The sequence below is a fragment of the Pedococcus sp. P2_D7 genome, from assembly GCF_056404295.1.
In genome coordinates this window covers 508,969-532,200 of record NZ_JBFUEH010000001.1, presented here as the reverse complement: position 1 = coordinate 532,200, position 23,232 = coordinate 508,969, and the positions used below count along the sequence as shown (strand labels likewise).

The window sequence follows — 23,232 nt, the reverse complement described above, 5'->3', positions numbered from 1 at the left end:
GTCCGGCTGGCTAGCATGCACGGGTGAATCAGCGACCGACGCGACGGTATCGCACCGCTGGTCGGTCGCTCCGCCTCTTCCGGTCGTTCCTCATGGAGCAGACCGACCCCGACCGCTTCTACGGCGACCTCGCCGACGACACGGTCGCGCTGCTGTCCGGGCACACCGACCTCGCGGGGGCGGGGGTCCTCGACGTGGGAGCAGGGCCACGGCAGTTCGCGGCCGCCTTCGCCGGTGCCGGGGCGCGCTACGTGGGACTGGACGTCTCTGTGGGGGACCTCGCCGACGCCGCGGCCCCGGACGTCGTGGGCGTGGGGGAGCGGCTGCCGTTCGCCGACGCGAGCCTCGACGTCGTCATGTCGAGCAACGTCATGGAGCACGTCCAGAGGCCCGGTGTCGTGGCCCGCGAGATGGTGCGCGTCGTGCGCCCCGGCGGGCTCGTGTTCATCTCCTACACCGCGTGGGCGTCTCCCTGGGGAGGCCACGAGACGTCGCCGTGGCACGTCTTCGGAGGGGAGTATGCCGCGCGGCGCTACGAGCGGGTGAACGGCCGCCCGCCCAAGAACCGGTTCGGGACGTCCATGTTCGCGGCCCGGGTCGGCGACGGGATCCACTGGGCCCGGACGCAGGAGGACCTCGTCGTCGAGGAGCTCTCGCCGCGCTACCACCCCGACTGGGCGCGGGCGGTCGTCGAGGTGCCGGTGCTGCGCGAGGTCGCGACCTGGAACCTCATGATGGTGCTGCGGCGCCGGTGACCGCTTCCTCGGTGTCCGCAGGTCGCCGACCCGACGGTGTCCGGGCGGCCCGGGTGCGGACGGTGCCCACCCTGGTCGACCGGGTCCGCACCCTCACCTGCCTGCTGGTGCTGTGGTCGGTCGCCTTCGCACAGCAGCCCGGCAAGGTGGTGGCCGACACCAAGATCGACCTCGCGCTCGACCCGGGGGGACTGATGTCCCGCGCCCTGCACCTGTGGGACCCGAGCACCACCTTCGGCGTCCTGCAGAACCAGGGCTACGGCTACCTCTTCCCGATGGCTCCCTTCGCCGCTGCCGGCCAGCTGGTCGCCGCCCCGTGGGTGGTGCAGCGGCTCTGGTGGGCAGCCCTGCTGACGGCAGGCTTCCTGGCGATGCGGGCGCTCCTGGCTGCCTGGCGGGTCGCCGACCCGGTCACCCGGCAGGTCGGCGCCGTCGCGTTCGCCCTCTCACCCCGGGTCGTGAGCACACTGGGCCCGATCTCGTCGGAGTCGGCTCCCGCGCTGCTCGCGCCCGCGATCCTCCTGCCACTGGTGCTCGCCGGCCTGGGTCGGTTGGGCCCCCGTCGGGCTGCCGCGCTGTCGGCCCTGGCGGTCCTCTGCTGTGGCGGGGTCAACGCCACGGCCACCGCGTTCGCCGTGGTCCCCGCGGGTCTGTGGCTGGTGACGCGACGGGGGTGGTGGCGCACGCCGTTGACGTGGTGGTGGGCCGCGTCGGTGGTGGCCGCGTCGGCCTGGTGGGCGGTGCCCCTCCTGGTGCTGGGCCGCTACTCGCCGCCGTTCCTCGACTGGATCGAGTCCTCCGACACGGTCACCCGCACCATCAGCCTGCTCGACGACCTCCGTGGGACGTCCCACTGGCTCGGCCACCTCGTCACGCCGGCTGGGCCCTGGTGGAACGCCGGGTACGACCTCGTCGCGGCGCCGGGGCTGGTGATCGGGACCGCCCTGGCCGCGGCGATCGGTCTCGCCGGGCTCACCCTGCGTGGGCTGCCGCACCGCGACTACCTCGTGGGTCTCGCGCTGCTGGGAGTCCTCGTCCTGGCGCTGCCGCATACAGGGCCCCTCGACAGCCCGCTGCGGCCGTTCATCCAGGACCTGCTCGACGGGCCGCTTGCGGCGCTGCGCAACGTGCACAAGGCCGATCCACTGCTCCGGCTGCCGCTGGCGGTGGCCTTCACGCACGTCGTGGGCCGGCTGGCCCAGCGCGACCGTCGGGCGCCCCGCGTGCCGGCCCGGGCGGCCCGCCCGGTCGTGGTCCTGGCCGCGCTGACCGCCTGCGTCGCAGCGCTGAGCCCGGTCCTGCCCGGACTGGCCGGCCAGCTGGCCTCGCGCGGCTCCTTCGCCGCGGTGCCCCAGGAGTGGAGCCAGGCCGGCCGGTGGCTCGACCGGCAACCGGGTGGGGGGACCGCGCTCGTCGTCCCCGCGTCCAACTTCGACGAGTACACCTGGGGCCGCCCGCTCGACCTCGTCCTGCGCACCCAGACCTCGACCGACACCGCCGTCCGCGATGCGGTGCCGTTGACGCCCGCCAACACGGTGCGCATGCTCGACTCGGTCGAGACGCGGTTGCAGACCGGCCGCGACCTGGGCGGCGTCGTGGACGTGCTCCGCACGGCCGGGGTGCGCCACGTCGTGCTGCGCAACGACCTCGACACCTCGTCGACCGGCGGGGTGCCGGTCTCGGTGGCGCGGTCGGCCATCACCCGGACGCCCGCGCTGAAGCAGGTGGCAGCCTTCGGCAACACCTTCGTCGATGGCACCGGCACGCGCCTGCGGCCCGTGGAGGTCTACGCGATCGAGGGCTCGACCGCCCCCGCTGCAGAGCTGACGCCGCTCTCGGGGGTCGTCTCGGCCTCCGGGGCGAGCGACAGCCTGCCCGACCTGCGCGACGCGGGCATCGACGGACCAGTGGTCTTCGACGGCGACGCAGCCACCAGCGCGGCGGCGGCTCGGGTCGCCCACGATTCGGCAGCCGGTGGACGACGGGTGGTGACCGACGGCCTGCGGGCTCGAGACCGCGCCTTCGGCGCGATTCGGGGCAGGGACGTGAGCCAGACCCTGCCGGCCGACCACCTGTCCGGCGCCCGCGACTACCTGCCCTGGAGCGACCCGCGGCTGCGCACCACAGTCGCGTGGACGGGGCTGCGTGACCTCGAGGCGTCGGGGTCGCTGGCCACCGACGCCGGCCCCGGCGGGCTCGACCCGGCCGACCGGCCGTTCTCCGCCGTCGACGGCCTCGGGACCACGGCGTGGGTGGTCGCCGCGGACGGACGGCCCTCGGTGACGATGACCTTCGACCGGCCGCGCCCGGTCGACGGCCTCGAGGTCTCGGCGCTCGCCGACAAGACCCGCTTCGGTGACTTCCTCGGCATACCGACACGCGTGAAGGTGACCACCGACCAAGGCGACACCGTGGTCCGGCTGGCCGCCACCGGACGGTCGCAGGTGGTGACGGGGCTGCCCTCGGGCCCCACGACGCGGCTGCGGCTCGAGATCCTCGAGACCGACCGCCGCGCCGACGCGCTCGTCACCGGGCTCACCGAGGTGCGGGTGCCCGGGCTCGTGGTCAGGGAGAGCGCCGTCGTGCCCCACCCGAGCCCGGCGCCGGCCGACGCCTTCGTGCTCTCCGAGCAGTACCGCGGCACCGACGGCTGCGTCGAGGTCCGCGACGAGTTCGTGTGCCGCGACGAGCAGCGCGCGCCCGAGGACGCCGCGGGTCTCGACCGCACCATCCCGGTGTCCGACGGAGTCCCGTATGCCGTGCACGGCACCCTGGGTGCCGTCCCCGGTCCGGGCCTCGATGCGGTGCTCGACCTCGGTGCGCCCGGCGTGGTGACCGCGAGCAGCCGGCTGTCGCGGGCGCCGCAGGTACGTCCGGGTGCCGTGCTGGACGGCGACCCGGCCACTGCATGGGCTCCGGACCCGGCCGACGCCACGCCCACCCTGTCGCTCGAGCTGGCCCGGTCGACCACGGTCTCGCACCTGCGGCTGCAGACCCGAGGGGAGTGGCTGACCGGACGCGACGTGACGGCGCAGGTCACCGTCGACGGCACCGTGCAGCTCGCCGAGGTGGCCCAGGACGGCAGCTTCGACATCCGCCCCGCCACGGGTCGCAACCTGCGCGTGCGGCTCCTGCTGGCCGCCACGCGACAGGACGCCGAGCGGGACGCCAAGCCGGCCGCCGGCATGGAGGTCAGCGAACTGGTCATCGACGGCCTGGAGCCCACACCCCCGCCGGGGCAGCTCACCACCGGGTGCGGCACCGGTCCGCAGCTGCTGGTCGAGGGCGTCTCCGTCCCGACCCGGGTCAGTGGACCGCGGTCGGCGGCCTTCGGGGTCGGGCAGCTCGCCTACGAGGCGTGCGAACCGGTGCGGATGAGTGCACCCGACGGACGGGTGGCGGTGGAGCCATGGGGTGGCTTCGTCCCCGACCGCCTGGTCCTGACGCGCACCGACACGTCCTCCGCGAAGCCGGCCCCGGCCCGGTCGGTCCAGGTGGGTGAGACAGCCGCCGGTCGCGTGTCCGCCGCGGTGGGACCGGGCCCGGCGGCGCTCCTGACCTTGTCCCAGAACGCCAACCCGGGCTGGCGCGCGACCCTGGACGGTCGGCGCCTCGACTCCGTCACCGTGGATGGCTGGCGGCAGGGGTTCGTCGTGCCGGAGGGCCCCGGTGGGACGGTGACGGTGACCTTCGGTCCCGACGGCCCCTACCGCTGGGGGCTGCTCCTGGGTCTGGTGCTGGTGCTGCTGGTCGGCGCCAGCGCCCTCACGCCATCGCGGAGTCGAGCCGGTGCGGTCGCAGCAGTCCACCCAGCGGAGGCATCGTCGACACGGGTGCGCGCCTGGGCCGGGCCGGTCGCGGCGGTGCTCGTGGGCTTCCTGCTCGCCGGCTGGTGGGGCCTGCTCGTCGCCGTACCGTGCGTGCTGGTGACCCTGGCACCCCTGCCGCGAGTCCGGCGCCGACAGCGGGCCCTGCTGGTCGGCGGTCTGGTGGTCGGGCTGGTCACGGTCGCCGGGCTCGTCCAGGCCTGGTGGGCCCCGGGGCGGCTGGGCGCTCCGGCTCTCGAGGCCACCTTCCGCCTCCTGTGCGTCGCGTCCCTCGTCCTCGTCAGCGCGTCCTGGCGTGCACCCGGTCCATCAGCGGACGCTCGACCAGACGCTCGCTGAGGGCGGCCATCCCCAGCGTGACCGGCACCCCCACGGCCAGGAGGGCGAGTGCGCCGCCGGTGAAGTAGTCGATCCCCGTCACGGCATAGATCGCCTCGAACACCGGCAGGTGCCACAGGAACACGCCGTAGGAGATCCGCCCGAGGTACCGCGCCGGCGGCGACACCAGCGCGCGGCTGAACGCGTCGCTCCCGTCACCGAACAGCAGCGGCACCATGAGACCGGCCGTGACGATCGAGCCCAGGACCCCCTTGCCCGCGAGCTGGATGCCGGCGATGGGCCCGAGGGTGAGCGGCCCGGCGACGGTGGTCGTCGCCAGCAGGTAGGCGCCACCAGCCAGCGCCAGGCAGGTGCCCGGGTAGGCGGCGAGCTCGCGCAGCACGCGGTGCGCGCGCAGGGCGGGGGCGTCACGGACGACGGAGAGCGCCATCCCGAGGGCGAACTCCGGCCAGTGCGCCGGCAGCCAGCGCCCGGCCAGGCTGTCGCCCCCGATCTCGACGAGGCCGGACACGACGGCTGCCGCCAGGCCTAGCACCCACGTGGCCCCGAGCACGCGCAGGACCACCGACGGGCGTCCGGTGCGACGCCGCAGCGCGAGGAACGCGAACGGGAGGACGAGGTAGAAGGAAACCTCGGTCGCCAGGCTCCAGGTCTGGGTGTAGCCGTCGAGCAGCGCGTCGGGGAGGTAGATCTGGGTGAGGGACGCGTTGGCCAGCCACACCCTGGCCGGCGGGCGCACCACGAGGCCGACGACCAGCAGCCCCACCCAGAACGCCGGCAGCACCCGCACCGCCCGACGCGCGTAGTAGCCCGGCACGTCCACCCGCCCCGACCTGGCCCACTCGCGGCCCATCGCGGCATACAGGAGGAAGCCCGACAGGGCGAAGAAGATCGAGACCCCCAGGTCACCGCGACCGAGGAGCCGACCCACCACGCCGAAGGAGACCGCGCCGGTCAGGAATCCGACGTGGGTGAGCACGACCAGACCCGCCGCGACGGCCCTCAAACCGTCGAGCGCGCCGAGTCGTTGCAGGTCAGGGGACACGCTCCGCGGGTTCGCTGAAGGTGCACTCGCCGTAGCCCTACTCGCTGGTAGAGTCCCGCCAGTCGGGTCGGCTTCGGCCATGCCCGCAGGATAGTCATCAGTCAGCTGGCCGCCGGGGTCCAGCCGCGCCAGCACCTGCGCTGCGCGGTCGCCGTCGGACCGCAACGAAAGGTTTCTGGATGCGCAAGGTCGCTGGTCTCATCGGGCTGGGACTGGGAGCTTTTCTCCTCGTCGCTGCACTGATGCTCAAGGTCTACGCCTACCCGGCGCTGGCAAAGGTTCCGCTCGACCAGTACTCCAAGTCGGTGTCCCAGGGTCAGGACATGGAGGCGTTCTACGTCGCCGACCTCGAGACCAAGACGGGCCTCACGCTCACCTCGACCCGCTTCGTGAAGGCTGACCAGGCCGCGCAGACGAAGCAGGGTGGCAACGTCGCCGTCTGGGACAGCTTCGTGCGCTCGACCGACCAGAACGGCGTGGTGCTCTCCGCCGGTCTGCAGCGGGTCGCCATGGACCGCACCACCGGCGAGGCCGTCCAGTGCTGCGACACCTACAACTCCGCCACCGAGGACCCGGCCGACCGGACCGCGACCGCCTACAAGGGCCTCATCTTCAAGATGCCCTTCAACGCGCAGAAGCAGACCTACCAGTGGTGGGACAACACCCTGCTGAAGCCGGTCGACGCCAAGTTCGTCCGCACCGAGAACCTCTTCGGCACCGACGTCTACGTCTACCGCATGGTCATCCCGGCCACGGCCTACACCCAGCAGGAGGTGCCGGCCTCGCTCGCCGGTGACCCCAAGGCCACGGGCAACGTCACGGTCGACCGCGTCTACGAGAACACCCGCACCATCTGGGTCGAGCCCAACACCGGCATCGTCGTCAAGGGTGAGGAAGTGCTCAACACCCGCTTCCAGAAGGACGGCCAGGACATCGTGACCCTGCAGAAGGGGACGATCAAGTACGACGACGCGACGGTGAAGGCCAACGCGGAGGACGCCGGCGGCAAGGGGTCGAAGCTCGCGCTCGTGCGCAGCACCCTCCCGCTGACCTTCCTCATCCTCGGGGTCATCCTGCTCCTGGTGGGCTTCCTCGCCGTGCGCGGCAGCGCCGCCCCGCGAGGACGCCGCGAGGCCGTCTGACACCGCACCCACCCAGCACGTCGATCGAGGGCCGACCGGAGCGATCCGGTCGGCCCTCGCGGCGTCCACAGCGTGCCGAGGGGCCCTGCGGTCACCCGGTGGAGGCGTCTGCCGCGGTCAGCGGCTGGGCGATGCTCTCGAGCGACTGGCCTTCGGCCCTCACACCCAGGAAGGCCTCGATGATCCCGCCGGCCACCATGAGCGCTGCGCCGAGGAAGTACCCCACGGCCAGGCCGGTGATGTCCTTGGACGCAGAGGCGTCGTCGATCAGCTTGCCGAACAGCAGCGGGCCGCTGATGCCGCCGACGGCGGTGCCGATCGCGTAGAAGAACGCGATGCAGAGGGCCCGCGTCTCGAGCGGGAACACCTCGCTGGCGGTGAGGTATGCCGCGCTGGCACCCGCCGAGGCGAAGAAGAACGTCACGACGCCGAAGGCGGTGAGGGTGGTCGCATTGAGCGAGCCGAGCAGCAGCCCCGCCACGCCGAGCAGGACCCCGGACACGATGTAGGTGCCGCTGATCATCCGGATCCGCCCGATGCTGTCGAACAGCGGGCTGAGCAGCAGGGCACCGAGGAAGTTGCTCACCGCGAAGACCGCGATGTACCAGCCGGTCTGCTTCACCCCGAAGAACGTGGTGAGGCTGTCGCCGTAGGTGAAGAAGAAGGCGTTGTAGAGGAAGGCCTGACCGACGAAGAGGGAGAAGCAGAGCACCGTGCGGCGGGGATAGAGGGTGAAGACGGTGCGGGCGATCTCCGGGATGGAGATGGTCCGTCGCTGCCGGATCGTGATCGGCTCCTCGGTCGGCTCCGGCAGGTCGGTGCCGGTCTCGTCCGAGACGGTCCGCTCGATGCTCTGGACGATCTGTTCGCCCTCGTCCTCGCGGCCGTGGATGAACAGCCACCTGGGGCTCTCGGGCACGTGCCGCCGGACGACGAGGATGCCGACGGCCAGGATCGCGCCGAGGCCGAAGGCCAGCCGCCAGCCCAGCGCCGGGTCGAGGACCTTGGGGTCGAGGAGCGGGATCGTCAGCAGCGAGCCGGCAGCGGCCCCGACCCAGAACGACCCGTTGATCGCGACGTCCACCCGGCCGCGGTACTTCTTGGGGATGAGCTCGTCGATCGCCGAGTTGATCGCGGCGTACTCGCCCCCGATGCCCATGCCGGTGATGAACCGCGCGATGAAGTACCACAGCGGGCTCGGCGAGAACGCCGTGAGCACGGTCGCGAAGGTGTAGACCCCCAGGGTCACCAGGAACAGCTTCTTGCGGCCGAACCGGTCGGTCAGCTGGCCGAACAGCAGGGCACCGAGACAGGCGCCCGCGACGTAGACCGCGCCGGCCATGCCGATGTCCGAGCTGCTCAGGCCCAGGCCGGTGTCGTTCGGCTTGAGCGCCTCCGACATCGAGCCCACGATCGTGACCTCGAGGCCGTCGAGGATCCACACCGTCCCCAGCCCGATGACGACCATCCAGTGCCATCGCGCCCATGGCAACCGGTCCATCCGTCCGGGGATGTCGGTGGTGATGCGTCCGGTCTCGACGTCTGATGCCACGAGGGCTCCTCTGCGGGGTGTGATGGGGACTCCGGGGCCCTCCGTACCCACCCTGGCGCGGTCGAAACGTCCGGTCAGGTCCGGAGGCAGACGAAGATCGCGGTGCCGGGGAAGTAGCCGCCTCGCAGCGGCGACCAGCCACCCCACTGCTGCTGGTTGCGCTCGGGCCACTCGGGCTCGACGAGGTCGACGAGGACCAGCCCGGCGGCCACCAGCTCACGCACGCGGTCGCCCACGGTGCGGTGGTGCTCGACGTAGGTGGCCTCGCCGTCGGAGTCGGCCTCCACGTAGGGAGTGCGGTCGAAGTAGGACTGGGTCACGGTCAGGCCGCGGGCCCCGGGGTCGTCCGGAAAGGCCCACCGGAAGGGATGGGTCGTCGAGAAGACGAACCGGCCGCCAGGGCGAAGCACCCGCGCCACCTCGCGCATCAGGCGGGAGGTGTCCGCCACGAAGGGGATCGCGCCGTAGGCGGTGAACACCGTGTCGAAGCAGGCGTCGGCGAAGGGCAGCTCGACCGCGTCGCACTGGGTGAACGGCACGGCTTCTTCCGGGGCCGTGACCTTGCGGTTGAGATCGAGACCCTGCCGGACCATCCCGGCTGACAGGTCGGTGGCGACGACCTCGGCTCCCGCGGCCGCCACCCAGCGGGCGCACTGGCCGGCGCCGGCCCCGATCTCGAGCACCCGGCGACCGCCGAGGTCGCCGAGCAGCCGGAGCTCGTCCTCCCGCCAGCCCTCAGGTCCCCAGACGAAATCCGCGTCACCCAGGAAGGTCCCGTGCTCGGCGTAGTACTCGCCGGCCTCGGCGTCCCACCACGACCGGTTCGCGGCGGCGGTCTCCTCGGCGCCCGCCTCGCGACGGCTGACCTGCGCATACTCACTCAACGGCATACCTCTCGCGTTTTGACCCTGCAGGGACGGCCTCGGTAGGGTAGGGAGGCACTTCCGTGTGCGCGCTTCGTCGTGCCGCCGTGTGGCGGCCCGGTTCGCGTGAGCACAACCACCACCTTCTATTCACTGTCCACCATCGGAGTTCCTACTACATGACTGCCAGCACGGTCGAAAAGACCGCCCCTCAGGTTGCCATCAACGACATCGGCACCGAGGAAGAACTGCTCGCCGCAATCGACGCGACGATCAAGGATTTCAATGACGGAGACATCGTCGAGGGTGTCATCGTCAAGGTCGACCGGGACGAGGTCCTGCTCGACATCGGCTACAAGACCGAGGGTGTCATCCCCTCCCGCGAGCTCTCGATCAAGCACGACGTCGACCCCTCTGAGGTCGTCAAGGTCGGCGACGAGGTCGAGGCCCTTGTCCTCCAGAAGGAGGACAAGGAAGGTCGTCTGATCCTGTCCAAGAAGCGTGCGCAGTACGAGCGCGCCTGGGGCACGATCGAGAAGATCAAGGAAGAGGACGGCGTCGTCACCGGCACCGTCATCGAGGTCGTCAAGGGTGGACTCATCCTCGACATCGGCCTGCGCGGCTTCCTCCCCGCCTCGCTCGTGGAGATGCGTCGCGTCCGCGACCTCCAGCCCTACGTGGGCAAGGAGATCGAGGCCAAGATCATCGAGCTCGACAAGAACCGCAACAACGTGGTCCTGTCGCGCCGTGCGTGGCTCGAGCAGACGCAGTCCGAGGTGCGCACCACGTTCCTCAAGGAGCTCCAGAAGGGGCAGGTCCGCTCCGGCGTCGTGTCCTCCATCGTCAACTTCGGTGCGTTCGTGGACCTCGGCGGCGTCGACGGTCTCGTCCACGTGTCCGAGCTGTCCTGGAAGCACATCGACCACCCGTCCGAGGTTGTCGAGGTCGGCCAGGAGGTCACCGTCGAGGTTCTCGACGTCGACATGGACCGCGAGCGTGTCTCCCTGTCGCTCAAGGCGACGCAGGAAGACCCGTGGCAGCACTTCGCCCGCACCCACGCGATCGGTCAGGTCGTGCCGGGCAAGGTCACCAAGCTGGTCCCGTTCGGTGCGTTCGTCCGCGTGGACGACGGCATCGAGGGCCTGGTCCACATCTCCGAGCTGGCCGAGCGCCACGTGGAGCTGCCGGAGCAGGTCGTCACGGTCGGTTCCGACATCTTCGTCAAGGTCATCGACATCGACCTCGAGCGTCGCCGGATCTCGCTGAGCCTCAAGCAGGCCAACGACGACAGCGCGCCCGTCGCCGAGTTCGACCCGACCCTCTACGGCATGGCCGCGGAGTACGACGAGGCCGGCAACTACAAGTACCCGGAGGGCTTCGACCCGGAGACCAACGAGTGGCTCGAGGGCTTCGACACCCAGCGTGAGAAGTGGGAGAAGCAGTACGCCGAGGCCCACACCCGCTGGGAGGCTCACAAGACCCAGGTCGAGGAGGCCACCAAGGCCGACGCCGAGGCAGCCGCCAACGCTGGTGCCGCGACGTCCTACTCGTCCGACTCGGGTACGTCCGCAGCGGACTCCGACAGCGACACGGGCAGCAGCAGCAGCCGCCCGGCCGCCCCGGCGTCCGAGGGCACCCTGGCCTCTGACGAGGCCCTCGCCGCACTGCGCGAGAAGCTCACCGGCAACTGAGCCTGCGCCACGCGGCATACCTCGTATGCCGCGTGGCCGGCTCGGTCGCTGGACCACGAGAGGCCCGGTTCCCCAAGTTGGGGGGCCGGGCCTCTCGGCGTCCCGGGCTGGGGCGCGGAATCGGTCAGTGCAGGCGGACGCGGGGGTCGAGCACGGCATACGCGAGGTCGACCAGGATGTTGGCGACCACGACCGCGGCGGCGGCGAACAACACGATCCCGATGATGACGGGGAGGTCCTGCTGGTTGATCGCGTCGATGGCGGTCTTGCCGAGCCCGGGGAGGCTGAACACGGTCTCCGTGACGACGACGCCGCCCAGCAGCGATCCGACGTCGATCCCGAACTGCGTGACGATCGGGGTGAGCGCGGCCCGCAACCCGTGCCGCAGGACCACCCGTCGCTCGCCGATCCCCTTGGACCGGGCGGTGCGCACGTAGTCCTCGCCGAGCACGTCGAGCATCGACGCCCGGGTCAGTCGCGTGTAGGTCGCAGCTGACACCAGGGCCAGCGTGAACCACGGCAGGACCAGGTGCTGCGCCCACGGGCCCAGACCACCGCCGAAGGGCGCATAGCCCCCGGCGGGAAAGGCCGTGTGCCCGGCGAGGGTGAGCCGGAAGTAGAGGACGTAGAGCAGCAGGATGCCGAGCAGGAACGTCGGCGTGGAGTAGAAGAACAGGCTCAGGGCGGTGAGCGACCGGTCGGTGAACGAGCGCGGGTGGGTGGCCGAGATGACGCCGTTGAAGACGCCGAGGCCGAGCCACAGGAAGGCTGCGCCGAACACCAGCGACAGGGTGATCGGCAGCGCCGAGCCGAGGATCGTCGTGACCGGCACCTGGTGGTAGTAGTCGTAGCCGAGGTCGCCGTGCAGGGCGTTGCCCACGAAGTCGAGGTACTGCTTCCACAACGGCTGGTCCAGCCCGAGCCGGTGGGAGATCGCCGCGACGGTCTCGGGGGTGGCCTGCCGGCCGGCCAGCGTGCGGGCGACGTTGTTGGGAGCGACGAAGAACAGGCCGAAGACGGCCACGGTGATCAGCCACAGCACGAGGAAGCCGAGGAAGACTCGTCGGATCAGGAAGCGGACCATGACGACCTCACTTCGCCATCAGGCGCTCGGAGCGCGGGTCGAAGGCGTCGCGGATGCCGTCGCCGAGGAGGTTGAAGGCCAGCGTCGTGACGAGCAGCGCGGCTCCGGGGAAGACGACGAACCACCACGACGTCGTGTAGTAGGTCTGGGCCTCGCTGATCATCCCGCCCCAGTCGGCCGTCGGCGGGGCGAGACCCAACCCGAGGAACGACAGCGTCGCCTCGACGACGATGACCACCGGGATGAGCAGTGAGGCATAGACGATCACCGGTGCGAGCACGTTGGGCAGGATGTCGACGAACATGATCCGGGAGTTGGACGCGCCCAGGGACCGGGCCGCCTCCACGAACTCACGCTCTCGCATCGACAGCACCTGACCCCGGACGATGCGGGCCACCGAGGCCCAGCTGAAGAACCCGATGACGAGGACCGTGACGATCAGGCTCGGCCCCGTGATCGAGACCAGCGCGATCGCGACCAGCAGGAACGGCACCGACAGGACGACGTCGATGAGACGGGCCAGCACGGTGTCCACCAGGCCGCCGAGGAAGCCGGCAGCCAGCCCGATCACCACGCCGATCACCACGGTGAGCACGGTCGAGGCGACGCCGACGAGCAGCGAGATGCGGGAGCCGTAGGCGATGCGGACGAGGATGTCGCGGCCGAGGTCGTCGGTCCCGAGCCAGAACTCGCTCGACGGGCCACGGGGGAGGCCGTCGGGGGTGAGCCCGGTGGTGCGGTACTGCTCGTTGACCGGGTGACCGGTGATCAGCGCGGCCACGGGTGCCGCGACGGCCATCAGGACGATGAGGCCGATCACGACGAGCGACACCATCGCCACCCGGTCGCGGCGCAGCCGCTGCCACGCGAGCTGCCAGGGCGTGCGGCCTTCGATGCCGGTGGCCGCCGTGGCCCGGCTGGTGGCGTGGGGGTCGGCCTCGGGGCCCGTGGGGCTCATGACGGCCACGACGTCTGCGGTGTCGCTCATGCGGACTCAGCCTCCTCGGCCCGGCGCGACCGGGTGTCGATCTCGGTGTCACTGACCCGTGGCTTGGCCCGCGAGAGGTCCTCGCCCACGGCCAGCGGGTGCAGGCACGCCGTCAGGTGCACCGGGCCGTCCCCGAGCACCGGGACCAGGGGTGGGTCGGTGACGGCGCAGTCCTCGCGCGCCTTGGGGCACCTCGTGTGGAACCGGCATCCCGAGGGCGGGTTGGTCGGGGTGGGCAGGTCACCCACGAGCACGATCCGCTCGCGGCTGTCGGCCACGTCCGGGTCGGCATGGGGCAGGGCGGACAGCAGCGACCGGGTGTACGGGTGACGGGTGTGGTCGAACAGCTGGGCCGCCGGGGCGAGCTCGGCGATCTTGCCCAGGTGCATCACCGCGATGCGGTCGCTCACGTGACGGATCACCGAGAGGTCGTGCGAGATGAACAGGTACGTGAGCCCGAAGTCGTCCTGGAGGTCGACGAGCAGGTTGATGATCTGTGCCTGGATCGACACGTCGAGAGCCGACACCGGCTCGTCGCAGATCACGAGCTTGGGCCGCAGCGCGAGCGCGCGAGCCACTCCGATCCGCTGCCGCTGGCCCCCCGAGAACTCGGCCGGGAACCGGTTGTAGTGCTCCGGGTTCAACCCCACGCGCTCCATCAGCTCCTGGACCGTGCGCTTGCGGTCGGCGGCCGAGCCGATCCCGTGGATGACGAAGGGGTCGCCGATGATCGAGCCCACCCGGCGGCGAGGGTTCAGCGAGCCGTAGGGGTCCTGGAAGATCATCTGGATGTCCTGGCGCAGGGGGCGCATATCGCGGCCCGACAGGGTGCTGATGTCGCGGTCCTCGAAGGTCACCGTGCCCGAGGTCAGGTCGTAGAGCCGGGCCAGGCACCGCGCGAGGGTGGACTTCCCGCACCCGGTCTCGCCCACCAGGCCGAGGGTCTCGCCGCGCCGGACCTCCAGGCTGACCCCCGCGACGGCCTGCACCACGTCGTGCGTGCGTCGTAGCCCCGACGAGCGCACCGGGAACGACTTGGTGACCTCCTCGGCACGCAGGAGGACCTCGGACCTCATGGCCCGACCCCTGCCGGGGTCGGCGTGAGGTCGTCGGAGCCGGCCGCCGCAGCAGCCGACGCCGCGGTGCGCGCCTGCGTCTCCCTGCGCGCCTGCGCGTCGTCGGCGAGCCAGCAGGCGGAGCGGTGCTCGGGGTCGTCGTGAACCATGTCCAGCGGTGGGGCCACGCTCCAGCACCGGTCGAAGGCGTAGCGGCAGCGCGGCGCGAACGGGCACCCTGCCGGCAAGCTGATCAGTGAGGGTGGCGACCCCGGGATCGGCGTGAGCCGCTGGCCGGTGCCGCCCTGGGACGGCAGCGATGCCAGGAGCCCTTCGGTGTAGGGGTGGTGGTTCCGGTAGAACAGCGTCCGGCGAGGTGCCCGCTCCATGACCGACCCGGCATACATGACCACCACCTCGTCGGCCATCTCGGCGACCACGCCGAGGTCGTGGGTGATGAGGATGATGGCCGTCCCGAACCGTTCCTGGAGGCTGCGCATCACGTCGAGCACCTGCGCCTGCACGGTCACGTCGAGGGCTGTGGTGGGCTCGTCGGCGATGAGCAGCGCCGGGTCGAGGGCCATCGCCATGGCGATCATGACCCGCTGTCGCATGCCGCCCGAGAACTGGTGGGGGTAGTCGTGGATCCGCTGCTCGGCACGGGGGATGCCGACGATGGACAGGAGCTCCGCGGCCCGTTGCTGCGCAACGGATTTGGTGACCTTGCGGTGCGCCCTGATCATCTCGACGATCTGCCACCCGACCGTGTAGTAGGGGTGCAGGCTCGACAGCGGGTCCTGGAAGATCATGCCGATCTGCGCACCCCGAACCCGGCGCAGCACCTCCGGATCGGCTCCGATGAGGTCGATGCCGTCGAACCGTGCGGTGCCGCTCACCCGGGCGCCGCGTGTCAGGCCGGCGATGGTCTGGGTCGCCACGCTCTTGCCCGAGCCGGACTCCCCGACGATGGCGAGCGTGCTGCCACGCTCGACATCGAAGGAGAGTCCGCGCACGGCCTGGACGACACCGTCGGGGGTGTTGAAGGCGACCTCGAGGTCACGAACCTCCAGCAGTGCCATGGCGGGGTCCTCAGCCACCCTGCTTGCCCGCGGCGAGCCACACGTTCGCGGGGTCGAACTGCTGGAAGGCGGGGATGTAGACCGCGTTCATCACCTGGGCCGCCCGGTAGTTGGCGGTGATCGGGTTGGTGATCGGGAAGAAGATGGCGTCGTCCATCACCTGGTGGTCGGCCTTGGCCCACAGGACCCTGGCTTCGTCTTCGGTCTTGGCGTTCGCCGCCTGGTCGATGAGGGAGTTGGTCGTCGGGCTGTCGTAGAAGCCGAAGTTGCTGCCGATCGGCGGGAAGGCCGCCTTGCCGAAGTACAGCGGCTTGAAGAACGACAGCGCGGCGTTGCCGTACCAGTCGGCTCCCCACCCGGCGATCGCGATGTCCCACACGCCGCGCTGGGCGACGGTCGGCACCTGGAGGTACTTCGTGTAGAAGTCTGCGTTCGGGGACGGGACACCGACGACCTTGATGCCGACCTTCGAAAGGTCCTGCTGCACCGTCTGGAACGACTTGCTCTGTCCCTCGGAGGCGTTGCGGTACAACATCTTCAGCGTCAGACCGTTGGGGTAGCCGGCGGCCGCCAGCATCGACTTCGCCTTGGCCGGGTCGTTCGGGTACGGGTCGAAGCTCTGCTCACCACCGACGACGTTGCTCGGCAAGACGTGGGTGAGGGGCGGGTTGACCTTGGGTCCACCGAGCACCTGGATGATGTTGGTGCGGTTGAGCGCGTAGGAGAGCGCCTGCCGCACCTCCTTCTTCTGCAGCGCCTTGTTGTTGGTCGGCGAGACGGTGTTGTAGACGAGGTAGGGGTTGTTCGAAGAGCCCTCGCCGAGGTTGAGCAGCGGGTCCTTCTTCGCGATCAGCGCCGAGAGCTGCGAAGGCGGCGGGAACGTGTCGAAGGCCATGTCGGCGCTCGGGGTGCCGGTCTGGAGCTGCTGCTGGACCGAGTCCTGGCTGACCGTCTCGTTGATGACGACCTTGTCGACGTATGCCTTGCGGATCGGGTCGGTGGCGGGGTCCCACGCGGGGTTGCGGCTCATCGAGATCTTCTTCGTGGCCGTGTAGGAGTCGATCTTGTAGGGGCCGTCAGAGACGGTGTGCGCGGCCAGCTCCGGGCTGCCCGGCAGGTAGGCGTCGTACTCCTTGGGCGCCGGGGAGAAGGACGGCAGGGTGAGCATGTCGACGAAGTAGCTGGCCGGGTGGGTGAGCTGGAAGACCACGGTCTGGTCGTCCTTCGCCTGGAGACCGGCCACTGGTGTCTTGTCGACGTAGGCCGCGAGGGCCGCGGGCGTCTTGGCCACCTTGGCGAAGCCGTCGCAGAACGACTGGAAGCCGACGATGAGGTCGGCGTAGTCCGGCAGGCCGCCGAACGGCTGGACCGGGTTGCAGGTGCGCTTGACCCCTCGAACCATGTCCTGGGCGGTCACCTGCCTGGCCGGGGTGGTGTCCCACTTCGCGCCCTGGCGGATGGTGAAGGTGTAGGTCTTGCCGTCGGCGCTGATGCCGTTGCCCTCGGTCGGGATCGCGGTCGCGAGGTCGGGGGCGGCCTTGGTGACCTGGTCCTTGATGGCGGGGTAGGTGAAGAGCTGTCGGCTCCACAGTCGCAGTGCGACGTAGCCACCCGAGTAGTAGCTGATGTTCGGGTCCATGTAGTCGACGTCGCCGACTCCCAGCATGTTGAGGGTGCCGCCCTTGACGGCGGTGCCGCCGGTGGCCGACGAGCCGGTACCGGTGCCCGTGCTGCTGGCGCAGGCAGCCAGTCCGAGGCTCGCAGCGCAGGCGGTTGCCACCGCTGCGAGCCGACGTGTCCTGGGGATCATGATTTCTCCTCGGATGGGTGGACGGAGCTGGTTTGAACAGGAGCGGTCTGCCCGGTCGTGCAGGACAGGTCGACTGCGAAACTAGGCACCGCACCGCAGCCGTGGGAGGGCGCGCCGGGAAGCGTCACGCGACCGCAAATGCTCCGTCACAGAGTCCGGGGCTTCATGACGATTGCGTGACGGAACGCCATACGCGACAGAACTTCCGGACGGCTCCGCCGGGCGGTGTGATACTGACGACGTGACGCGGCGCGTGCTGCTGGTTGAGGACGACCCTCGGGTCAGGCGGGTGCTCCGCCTGGCCTTGGAGGACGAGGGCTACCACGTGTCCGAGGCGGCCACGGGGGAGCAGGGCCTGGCCGACCTGCCCCGCGAGGAACCTGATGTCGTGCTGCTCGACGTGATGCTCCCGGACACCGACGGATTCTCGGTCTGCCGTGAGATCCGGCACCGCAGCAACGTCCCGGTCATCATGGTCACCGCCCGCTCCGACAGCCACGACGTGGTCGCGGGGCTGGAGGCTGGTGCCGACGACTACGTGACCAAGCCCCTTGTCGCCAAGGAGCTGTCGGCGAGGATCCGCGCCCTCCTGCGACGGGTCGAGCCCGCCGTCGACCACCGCCCGAGGCGGCCCATGGTGGGCGACCTGTCGATCGGTCTCGACGACGGCGTGGTGCTTCGTGACGGGGAGCCGGTTGCCTTGACGCGCACGGAGTTTCGCCTCCTGGCCGAGCTCGCCGTCGCCGAGGGGCGCATCCTCAGCCGCGAGGACCTCCTCGACAAGGTCTGGGGCTACGGCTACTTCGGCGACTCGCGGATCGTCGACGTGCACATCCGCCGGCTGCGGACCAAGGTCGAGCGCGACCCCGCCAGCCCTCGCTACGTGGTCACGGCCCGGGGGCTGGGCTACCGGCTGGCGGGCTAGTGGCCGGCGGGGGAGCTGGCGCTGGCGCGCGGGGCCTGCGTCGGTTTCTTCCCGCTCGCAGGTTCGGGGTGCGGGGGCGGGTGACCCTGGGCTTCGGGCTCCTCGCACTCGGGCTCTCGGCGTTGCTCTCCGGGCTGGCCTGGACGCTCGTGACCCGCGCCATGGTGTCGCAGACGGAGCAGACCGCCCTCGTCGAGACCTCGCTCGACCGGGGTGAGGTGGAGACCGCCCTCTCGACCGGCGTCGCCGACCTGCCGACGGTGCTCGAGGGCGTGCCCGGCACCGACTCGGCCGCGGTCCTCGCCCACGTGGACGGACGGTGGTACGCCACCTCGCCGAGCCTCGGCCCGGCCAGCCTGCCGACCTCGCTGGTGGCGTTCGTCGGCGACGGACGGGAAGCCACCCAACGGATCCGCGTCGACGGGACGCTGCACCTCGCGGTCGGGCTGCCGTTGGACGGCGGGCGGGGGAGCTACTTCGAGATCTACTCCCTCGAGGAGATGCAGCGGACCGCGCGCGCCCTGTCGCTCGGGCTCGTCGCGGCCGCCGTGGTCACGGTCCTGATCGGTCTGGGGGTCGGTCGGTTCGCCAGCCGGTTGGCCCTGCGCCCACTCACCGAGCTCAACCGGGTGGCCGCCGACGTCGCTGCCGGGCAGCTCTCGGCACGCCTCAACGCAGCCGGTGACCCTGACCTCGAGGAGCTGGCCGGCTCCTTCAACCGTACCGTCGAGGACCTCCAACGCCACGTCGTCGCCGATGCGCGGTTCGCGGTCGACGTGAGCCACGAGCTGCGCACCCCCATGACGACCATGCTCAACTCGATGCAGGTCATCCAGAACCGGCGTGAGCAGCTCCCCGAGTCGGTGCGGGAGCCCGTCGACCTGCTGGCCGACGAGCTGGAACGGTTCCGCGCCCTGGTCGTGGACCTGCTCGAGATCTCCCGCCACGACGCGGGCGACCAGGTGGTCCGCGAGACGGTCCGGGTGGGAGACCTGGTGCGGCGCGCCGCCGACGCCGCGGCCGGCCGGGTCGTCACGACGGTGGACCCGGCGGTCGCCACCCTCACCATGGAGGTCGACAAGCGTCGCCTCGAGCGGGTGGTCGCCAACCTCGTCGGCAACGCCGAGACGCACGGAGGTGGGTGCACGGCCGTCCGGGTCGAGCTCGGTGCGCACGGGCTGCGCATCGTGGTGGAGGACGCCGGCCCCGGCATCCTGCCCGAGCGCCGCTCGCGGGTGTTCGAACGCTTCGCGCGCGGTGGCTCGAGCGAGCGCACCGGCGTGGGCCTCGGGCTGTCCATCGTCCAGCGGCACGTGGCCCTCCACGAGGGCCAGGTGCTCGTCGAGGAACGACCGGGAGGAGGTGCCCGGTTTGTCGTCGAGCTGCCCACCATCTCGTCCTAGCCCGGTATGCCGCGTGGCCGGCGTCGTGGTCGCCGTGGTCGCCGTCGCCCTGGGCCTGTCCGCGTGTTCGATCGGCACCCAGGCCAGTCCTGTCCCTGCCTCGGCACCGACGGCGACGACGACCGCGTCGGGCCCCAGACGTCAGGGCGTGCCGCTCACGGTGGCGGTCTACTTCGTGCAGGGCGACCACCTGGCCCGCCTGACCCGCACCGTGCCACCGGGCGCCGGGCTCGAGCCGTCCTTCGTCGGTCTGGCCGCCCCGGTCACGCCGGCCATGGCCGCGGCCGGCATCCGCAGCGCCCTGCCGATCGCCAGCACCCCCTTGCGGGGAGTCGTCGACGCGGACGGCGTGGCCCGGATCACCCTGCCGTCCGGCTTCGAGCGGATCTCCGTCCGCGAGCAGTCGCTGGCGATGGCCCAGCTCGTGTTCACCGTGACGGCGAACAGCCTGGCGCAGAGCGTCCAGCTGGTGCAGGGCACCCGCGCACTGCCGATGCCCGACCCGAGCGGGCAGCTCGTGACGCGGCCGGTCACGCGGGTGGACTACGCGGCATACAACCCCCCGGGCTAGCAGCCCGAGCGGGCCGGCGGGCCGCCCGCGGCGCGGCCCGCCGAGATGTCTCCACGTCGTGAATCACGAGCAGTGATGTCTTCACGTCGTGAATCACGAGGAGTGGAAGTTGAAGGATCTATCCACGGTCTACGTCATATTGCTGATGGCGAACGCAGGCTACTGGCTCTATACCTATTGGTGCTGCGACAGCAGGGGGGGCCGACACCGTCGGATCCTGGCGCAGCACTAGGGGATGTGTGCACGTGACGTCGCGGTCCGCGGCCGTCCACCAGCGCAGGGGGCGCGGTGACGACCGGAGGGCTGGTGCGGGTCGCAGGCGGGCGGCACACAAGAGTCTTGGGGAGGACTCGCAATGAAATCAACCACCACTGGGCTGCGCCGTTCGGCGCGGTTCGCCACCGTGCTCGTCACGGCAGGTGCAGCCTTTGCTGCGGCAGCCGCGACAGCACAGACGGCCGCTTCGGCGGCACCGTCGATCAGCATCCACAAGGCGCCCGTCGCGGCCGCCGTGGACGCATTGGCACCATCGGCCGCGACTGCCATCGCTGCAAAGGTGCCACCCGGCAAGGGCGTCGCCACCGGCTCGAAGACCTCGGGTGTGGGTGGCGTCTCCGGAGCAGCGCCTTCGACCTATGCACAGCTGACGGTGCACGGCGGCTACACCGCCTCGGGCGTCGGCCTGCGCAACCGCGGCGCAGGGTCGATCTACGTGTCCGGGGTGCCTGCCGGCGCCAAGGTCGTCGAGGCCTATCTCTACTGGAGCATCCTCGGCAATGCGGAGTCCTCGTCGTTCTCGGCGGGGACCTTCAAGGGTCTGCCGATCCGGGGCATCAAGGTCGGTCAGGGCGGAAGTCCCTGCTGGGGCGGCACGACCACCGGCTACGCCTACCGGGCGAACGTCGGCAGCTATGTGACCGGCAACGGCTGGTACGCACTCAAGGGGTTCGCGTCGAGCCGGCACGACGGCGCCGACCCGTTCAAGACGTCTGCGCCCGCTCCGCTCGCCGAGGGCGCCTCGCTCGTCGTGGTCTACGACAAGCCCAGCTTCCCGCTCACCCAGGTCGTCGTCGCCAACGGCTACGGCATGACCTCTGGTGGCGCCATGACCACGTCGCTGCCCTTCGGGTTCTCGGCCTCCAACCCGGTTGGTGAGTTCCGGACCACGTTCATCGGTGCGGACGGCCAGGCCAACGCCGGCGAGCCGTTCAGCAAGGTCAACGGTGTCGATGTCTTCCCGCCCGACTGGGACGGGACGGACCGTCCGCTCCCGCGCTACAGCCAGGGCAACCTGTGGGACACCGACACCATCTCGTTCGGCCGCCTGGTCCACCCGGGTGACACGAGCGCGAGGTTCACGGTCGACGGCGGCCCGGACTGCCTCTCCTGGGTGGCCCAGGTCATGTCGGCCCGCTACTACGGCCAGATCGACACCGACGGCGACAAGCTGCTCGACGGGTGGGAGGCCAACGGCCTCGACTCCGACGGCAACGGCACGTTCGACGTCGCGCTGCCGGGTGCGAACCCGGTCCACAAGGATCTCTACGTCGAGATGGACTACATGGGTGCCGAGGCCGTGTGCCCGTGCCACCTGCCGCTCGCCGCAGACCTGAACCGCATGGTGGCTGCCTACGCAGCTGCCCCGTATGCCGCCAACCCTGACGGGCTCGCAGGCATCCGGTTGCACCTCGACGCCGGTGCGGCGCGTGGAGCTGCGTTCAACCTCGGTGGAGGCAACCTGGTCCCGTTCGACGCCGACCTCAACCCGGTCGCCGCACAGTTCAACGCCATCAAGTCCGCCAACTTCAACGCCGCACGCGCCAAGGTCTACTACTACATGATCTGGGCACACGGCTACGACGGTGGCAGCAGCAGTGGCAACGCCTTCAACATCCCGAACGACAGCTTCGTCGTGACGCTCGGGCTCTGGGGTGGCGGCGGCAGCTCGGACGCCAAGGTGGGCACGTTCATCCACGAGTTCGGGCACGACCTCGGACTCCGCCACGGCGGTGACGACCACGCCAACTTCGAGCCGAACTACCTGAGCGTGATGAACTACGCGTTCCAGGTGACCGGCATCCCGCGGACGGGGACCATCCCGCCGAGCTTCACCTACTCATCGTTCACCCTGCCGAACCTCAACGAGGCGGCCCTGAACGAGAACGCGGGGCTCGGGAGCGCCAGTGCGGCGACCTACCGCACCCGCTGGTTCTGCCCGAACGGCACGCAGCGCACCACCGTCGGTGGCGCGAACCTGCCGATCAACTGGAACTGCGATGGCGTCACGGGCGGGATCGTCGCATCCGACATCAACAACGCCGGCGGCCTCACGGTCCTGGGCACCCAGAACAACTGGGCGAACCTGACCTACGGCGGCGGCACGGTTGGTGGCGGGATCTCCGCTGGGCTGAGCGCGACGGAGAAGGCTCCGCACGAGCTCACCTACCAAGAGGCGAAGGAGCACCACCTGCACAAGTGACCGCAGGGTCGACACCGGCTGGCGGGGAGCTTCGGCTCCCCGCCAGTCGGGCGGCTCGGGGCGACTGGCGGGCGGCTCTGGGGAACCGCCCCTTGGGAGGAGGCGTCGAAGTGTCATGAGCACCAACCTGGTCCGACGGCTGACAGCCGTCAGCGCGATCGTCCTGGTCGTGGCCGTGGGAGGGTGCGCCTCCACGGCTCCTGACGACCACCAGCCCGGGATGTCGGCCCCGTCCACGACGGCCACGTCGACCAGCCCCTCGGCATCGAGGGTCGCTCCGACGTCGGTGCCCCCGGAGCTCACCGCCGAGGAGCAGCTGCGGGTGAACCCGCCTCCGCCGCAGCGCGTGAGGGCCGCCCGCGAGGGGGCCACCGTGCGGCTGTCGTGGTCGCCGCCACCGGCGGTGACCGTGCCGCACACCTACTCGGACACCGTGGTGGAGTACCGCATCTACCGCACCGTCGACGGCGGCGCCGAGGTCCTCGTGGGCACCAGCGCCACGCTCGCCTTCACGGATGCGGAGCCGGGAGCTGGGACGCCCCGGTATGCCGTGAGCAGCGTGCGTGAGCACGGGGTCGAGGGCCCGCGCTCGGATGCCGTCGCGCCGGCCGCATCCTGACTCGT

At 70.7% G+C, this 23,232-nt stretch carries 17 protein-coding genes; 9 read left to right on the top strand and 8 right to left on the bottom strand.

Annotation, left to right across the window (positions count from 1 at the left end):
- The first annotated feature begins 23 nt into the window (after window positions 1-23).
- Both AC1DWJ_RS02555 and AC1DWJ_RS02550 read left to right on the top strand, forming a co-directional pair.
- Window positions 24-755 carry a class I SAM-dependent methyltransferase gene (locus AC1DWJ_RS02555; RefSeq protein ID WP_477619917.1) on the top strand — a complete coding sequence of 244 codons (732 nt, stop codon included), beginning with the start codon at window positions 24-26 and terminating at the stop codon, window positions 753-755.
- Window positions 752-4,921, top strand: coding sequence for an alpha-(1->3)-arabinofuranosyltransferase domain-containing protein (locus AC1DWJ_RS02550; RefSeq protein ID WP_477619916.1), 4,170 nt, complete (start codon window positions 752-754; stop codon window positions 4,919-4,921). The genes AC1DWJ_RS02555 and AC1DWJ_RS02550 overlap by 4 nt, the downstream gene beginning before the upstream one ends.
- On the opposite strand, the gene AC1DWJ_RS02545 is transcribed toward AC1DWJ_RS02550, so the two are convergent.
- Entirely contained in the window at window positions 4,863-5,966 is a 1,104-nt protein-coding gene (locus AC1DWJ_RS02545; protein ID WP_457255427.1) for an acyltransferase family protein, read from the bottom strand. The two genes, AC1DWJ_RS02550 and AC1DWJ_RS02545, sit on opposite strands and share 59 nt — an antisense overlap.
- Window positions 5,967-6,145: 179 nt before the next feature.
- On the opposite strand from AC1DWJ_RS02545, the gene pgfA reads away from it, so the two are divergent.
- Entirely contained in the window at window positions 6,146-7,108 is a 963-nt protein-coding gene (gene pgfA / locus AC1DWJ_RS02540; RefSeq protein ID WP_457255426.1) for a cell envelope lipid trafficking protein PgfA, read from the top strand.
- 91 nt (window positions 7,109-7,199) lie between these two features.
- On the opposite strand, the gene AC1DWJ_RS02535 is transcribed toward pgfA, so the two are convergent.
- Window positions 7,200-8,660: an MFS transporter gene (locus AC1DWJ_RS02535; protein WP_477619915.1), complete on the bottom strand. Its 1,461-nt coding sequence runs from the start codon at window positions 8,658-8,660 to the stop codon at window positions 7,200-7,202.
- A 74-nt stretch (window positions 8,661-8,734) separates the two neighbouring features.
- Window positions 8,735-9,550: a class I SAM-dependent methyltransferase gene (locus AC1DWJ_RS02530; protein ID WP_457255424.1), complete on the bottom strand. Its 816-nt coding sequence runs from the start codon at window positions 9,548-9,550 to the stop codon at window positions 8,735-8,737.
- Window positions 9,551-9,702: 152 nt separating this feature from the next.
- Between AC1DWJ_RS02530 and rpsA the strand changes: the two genes are divergently transcribed.
- Window positions 9,703-11,214 carry a 30S ribosomal protein S1 gene (gene rpsA / locus AC1DWJ_RS02525; RefSeq protein WP_457255423.1) on the top strand — a complete coding sequence of 504 codons (1,512 nt, stop codon included), beginning with the start codon at window positions 9,703-9,705 and terminating at the stop codon, window positions 11,212-11,214.
- Window positions 11,215-11,338: 124 nt separating this feature from the next.
- Here rpsA and AC1DWJ_RS02520 read toward each other — a convergent pair whose 3' ends face one another.
- From AC1DWJ_RS02520 to AC1DWJ_RS02500, 5 genes are read right to left on the bottom strand one after another with little or no spacing between them, the layout of a single operon-like run.
- Window positions 11,339-12,298 carry an ABC transporter permease gene (locus AC1DWJ_RS02520; protein WP_457255422.1) on the bottom strand — a complete coding sequence of 320 codons (960 nt, stop codon included), beginning with the start codon at window positions 12,296-12,298 and terminating at the stop codon, window positions 11,339-11,341.
- A 7-nt stretch (window positions 12,299-12,305) separates the two neighbouring features.
- On the bottom strand, window positions 12,306-13,286 hold the full coding sequence (locus AC1DWJ_RS02515; RefSeq protein WP_457255421.1) for an ABC transporter permease: 981 nt from the start codon (window positions 13,284-13,286) through the stop codon (window positions 12,306-12,308).
- Complete coding sequence (locus AC1DWJ_RS02510; protein WP_457255420.1) at window positions 13,283-14,362, bottom strand: ABC transporter ATP-binding protein; 1,080 nt, start codon at window positions 14,360-14,362, stop codon at window positions 13,283-13,285. The genes AC1DWJ_RS02515 and AC1DWJ_RS02510 overlap by 4 nt, the downstream gene beginning before the upstream one ends.
- Complete coding sequence (locus tag AC1DWJ_RS02505; protein WP_457255419.1) at window positions 14,359-15,420, bottom strand: ABC transporter ATP-binding protein; 1,062 nt, start codon at window positions 15,418-15,420, stop codon at window positions 14,359-14,361. Before AC1DWJ_RS02505 ends, AC1DWJ_RS02510 begins: the two co-directional genes overlap by 4 nt.
- 10 nt (window positions 15,421-15,430) lie before the next feature.
- Window positions 15,431-17,230 carry an ABC transporter substrate-binding protein gene (locus AC1DWJ_RS02500; RefSeq protein ID WP_457255418.1) on the bottom strand — a complete coding sequence of 600 codons (1,800 nt, stop codon included), beginning with the start codon at window positions 17,228-17,230 and terminating at the stop codon, window positions 15,431-15,433.
- Between the two features lie 241 nt (window positions 17,231-17,471).
- Between AC1DWJ_RS02500 and AC1DWJ_RS02495 the strand changes: the two genes are divergently transcribed.
- The 5 genes from AC1DWJ_RS02495 to AC1DWJ_RS02475 all read left to right on the top strand — a co-directional run bounded on the left by AC1DWJ_RS02495 (window position 17,472) and on the right by AC1DWJ_RS02475 (window position 23,227).
- A complete protein-coding gene (locus AC1DWJ_RS02495) occupies window positions 17,472-18,155 on the top strand; it encodes a response regulator (protein ID WP_457255417.1) in 684 nt (227 codons plus the stop codon).
- An 80-nt stretch (window positions 18,156-18,235) separates the two neighbouring features.
- A complete protein-coding gene (locus tag AC1DWJ_RS02490) occupies window positions 18,236-19,558 on the top strand; it encodes an ATP-binding protein (RefSeq protein ID WP_457255416.1) in 1,323 nt (440 codons plus the stop codon).
- Between the two features lie 13 nt (window positions 19,559-19,571).
- Entirely contained in the window at window positions 19,572-20,129 is a 558-nt protein-coding gene (locus AC1DWJ_RS02485) for a GerMN domain-containing protein (protein ID WP_457255415.1), read from the top strand.
- Between the two features lie 355 nt (window positions 20,130-20,484).
- Window positions 20,485-22,608 (top strand): hypothetical protein, encoded by a 2,124-nt coding sequence (locus tag AC1DWJ_RS02480; RefSeq protein WP_457255414.1) that lies wholly within the window; start codon window positions 20,485-20,487, stop codon window positions 22,606-22,608.
- Between the two features lie 115 nt (window positions 22,609-22,723).
- Window positions 22,724-23,227, top strand: a complete 504-nt coding sequence (locus tag AC1DWJ_RS02475; protein WP_457255413.1) for a hypothetical protein — start codon at window positions 22,724-22,726, stop codon at window positions 23,225-23,227.
- Window positions 23,228-23,232 lie beyond the last annotated feature (5 nt).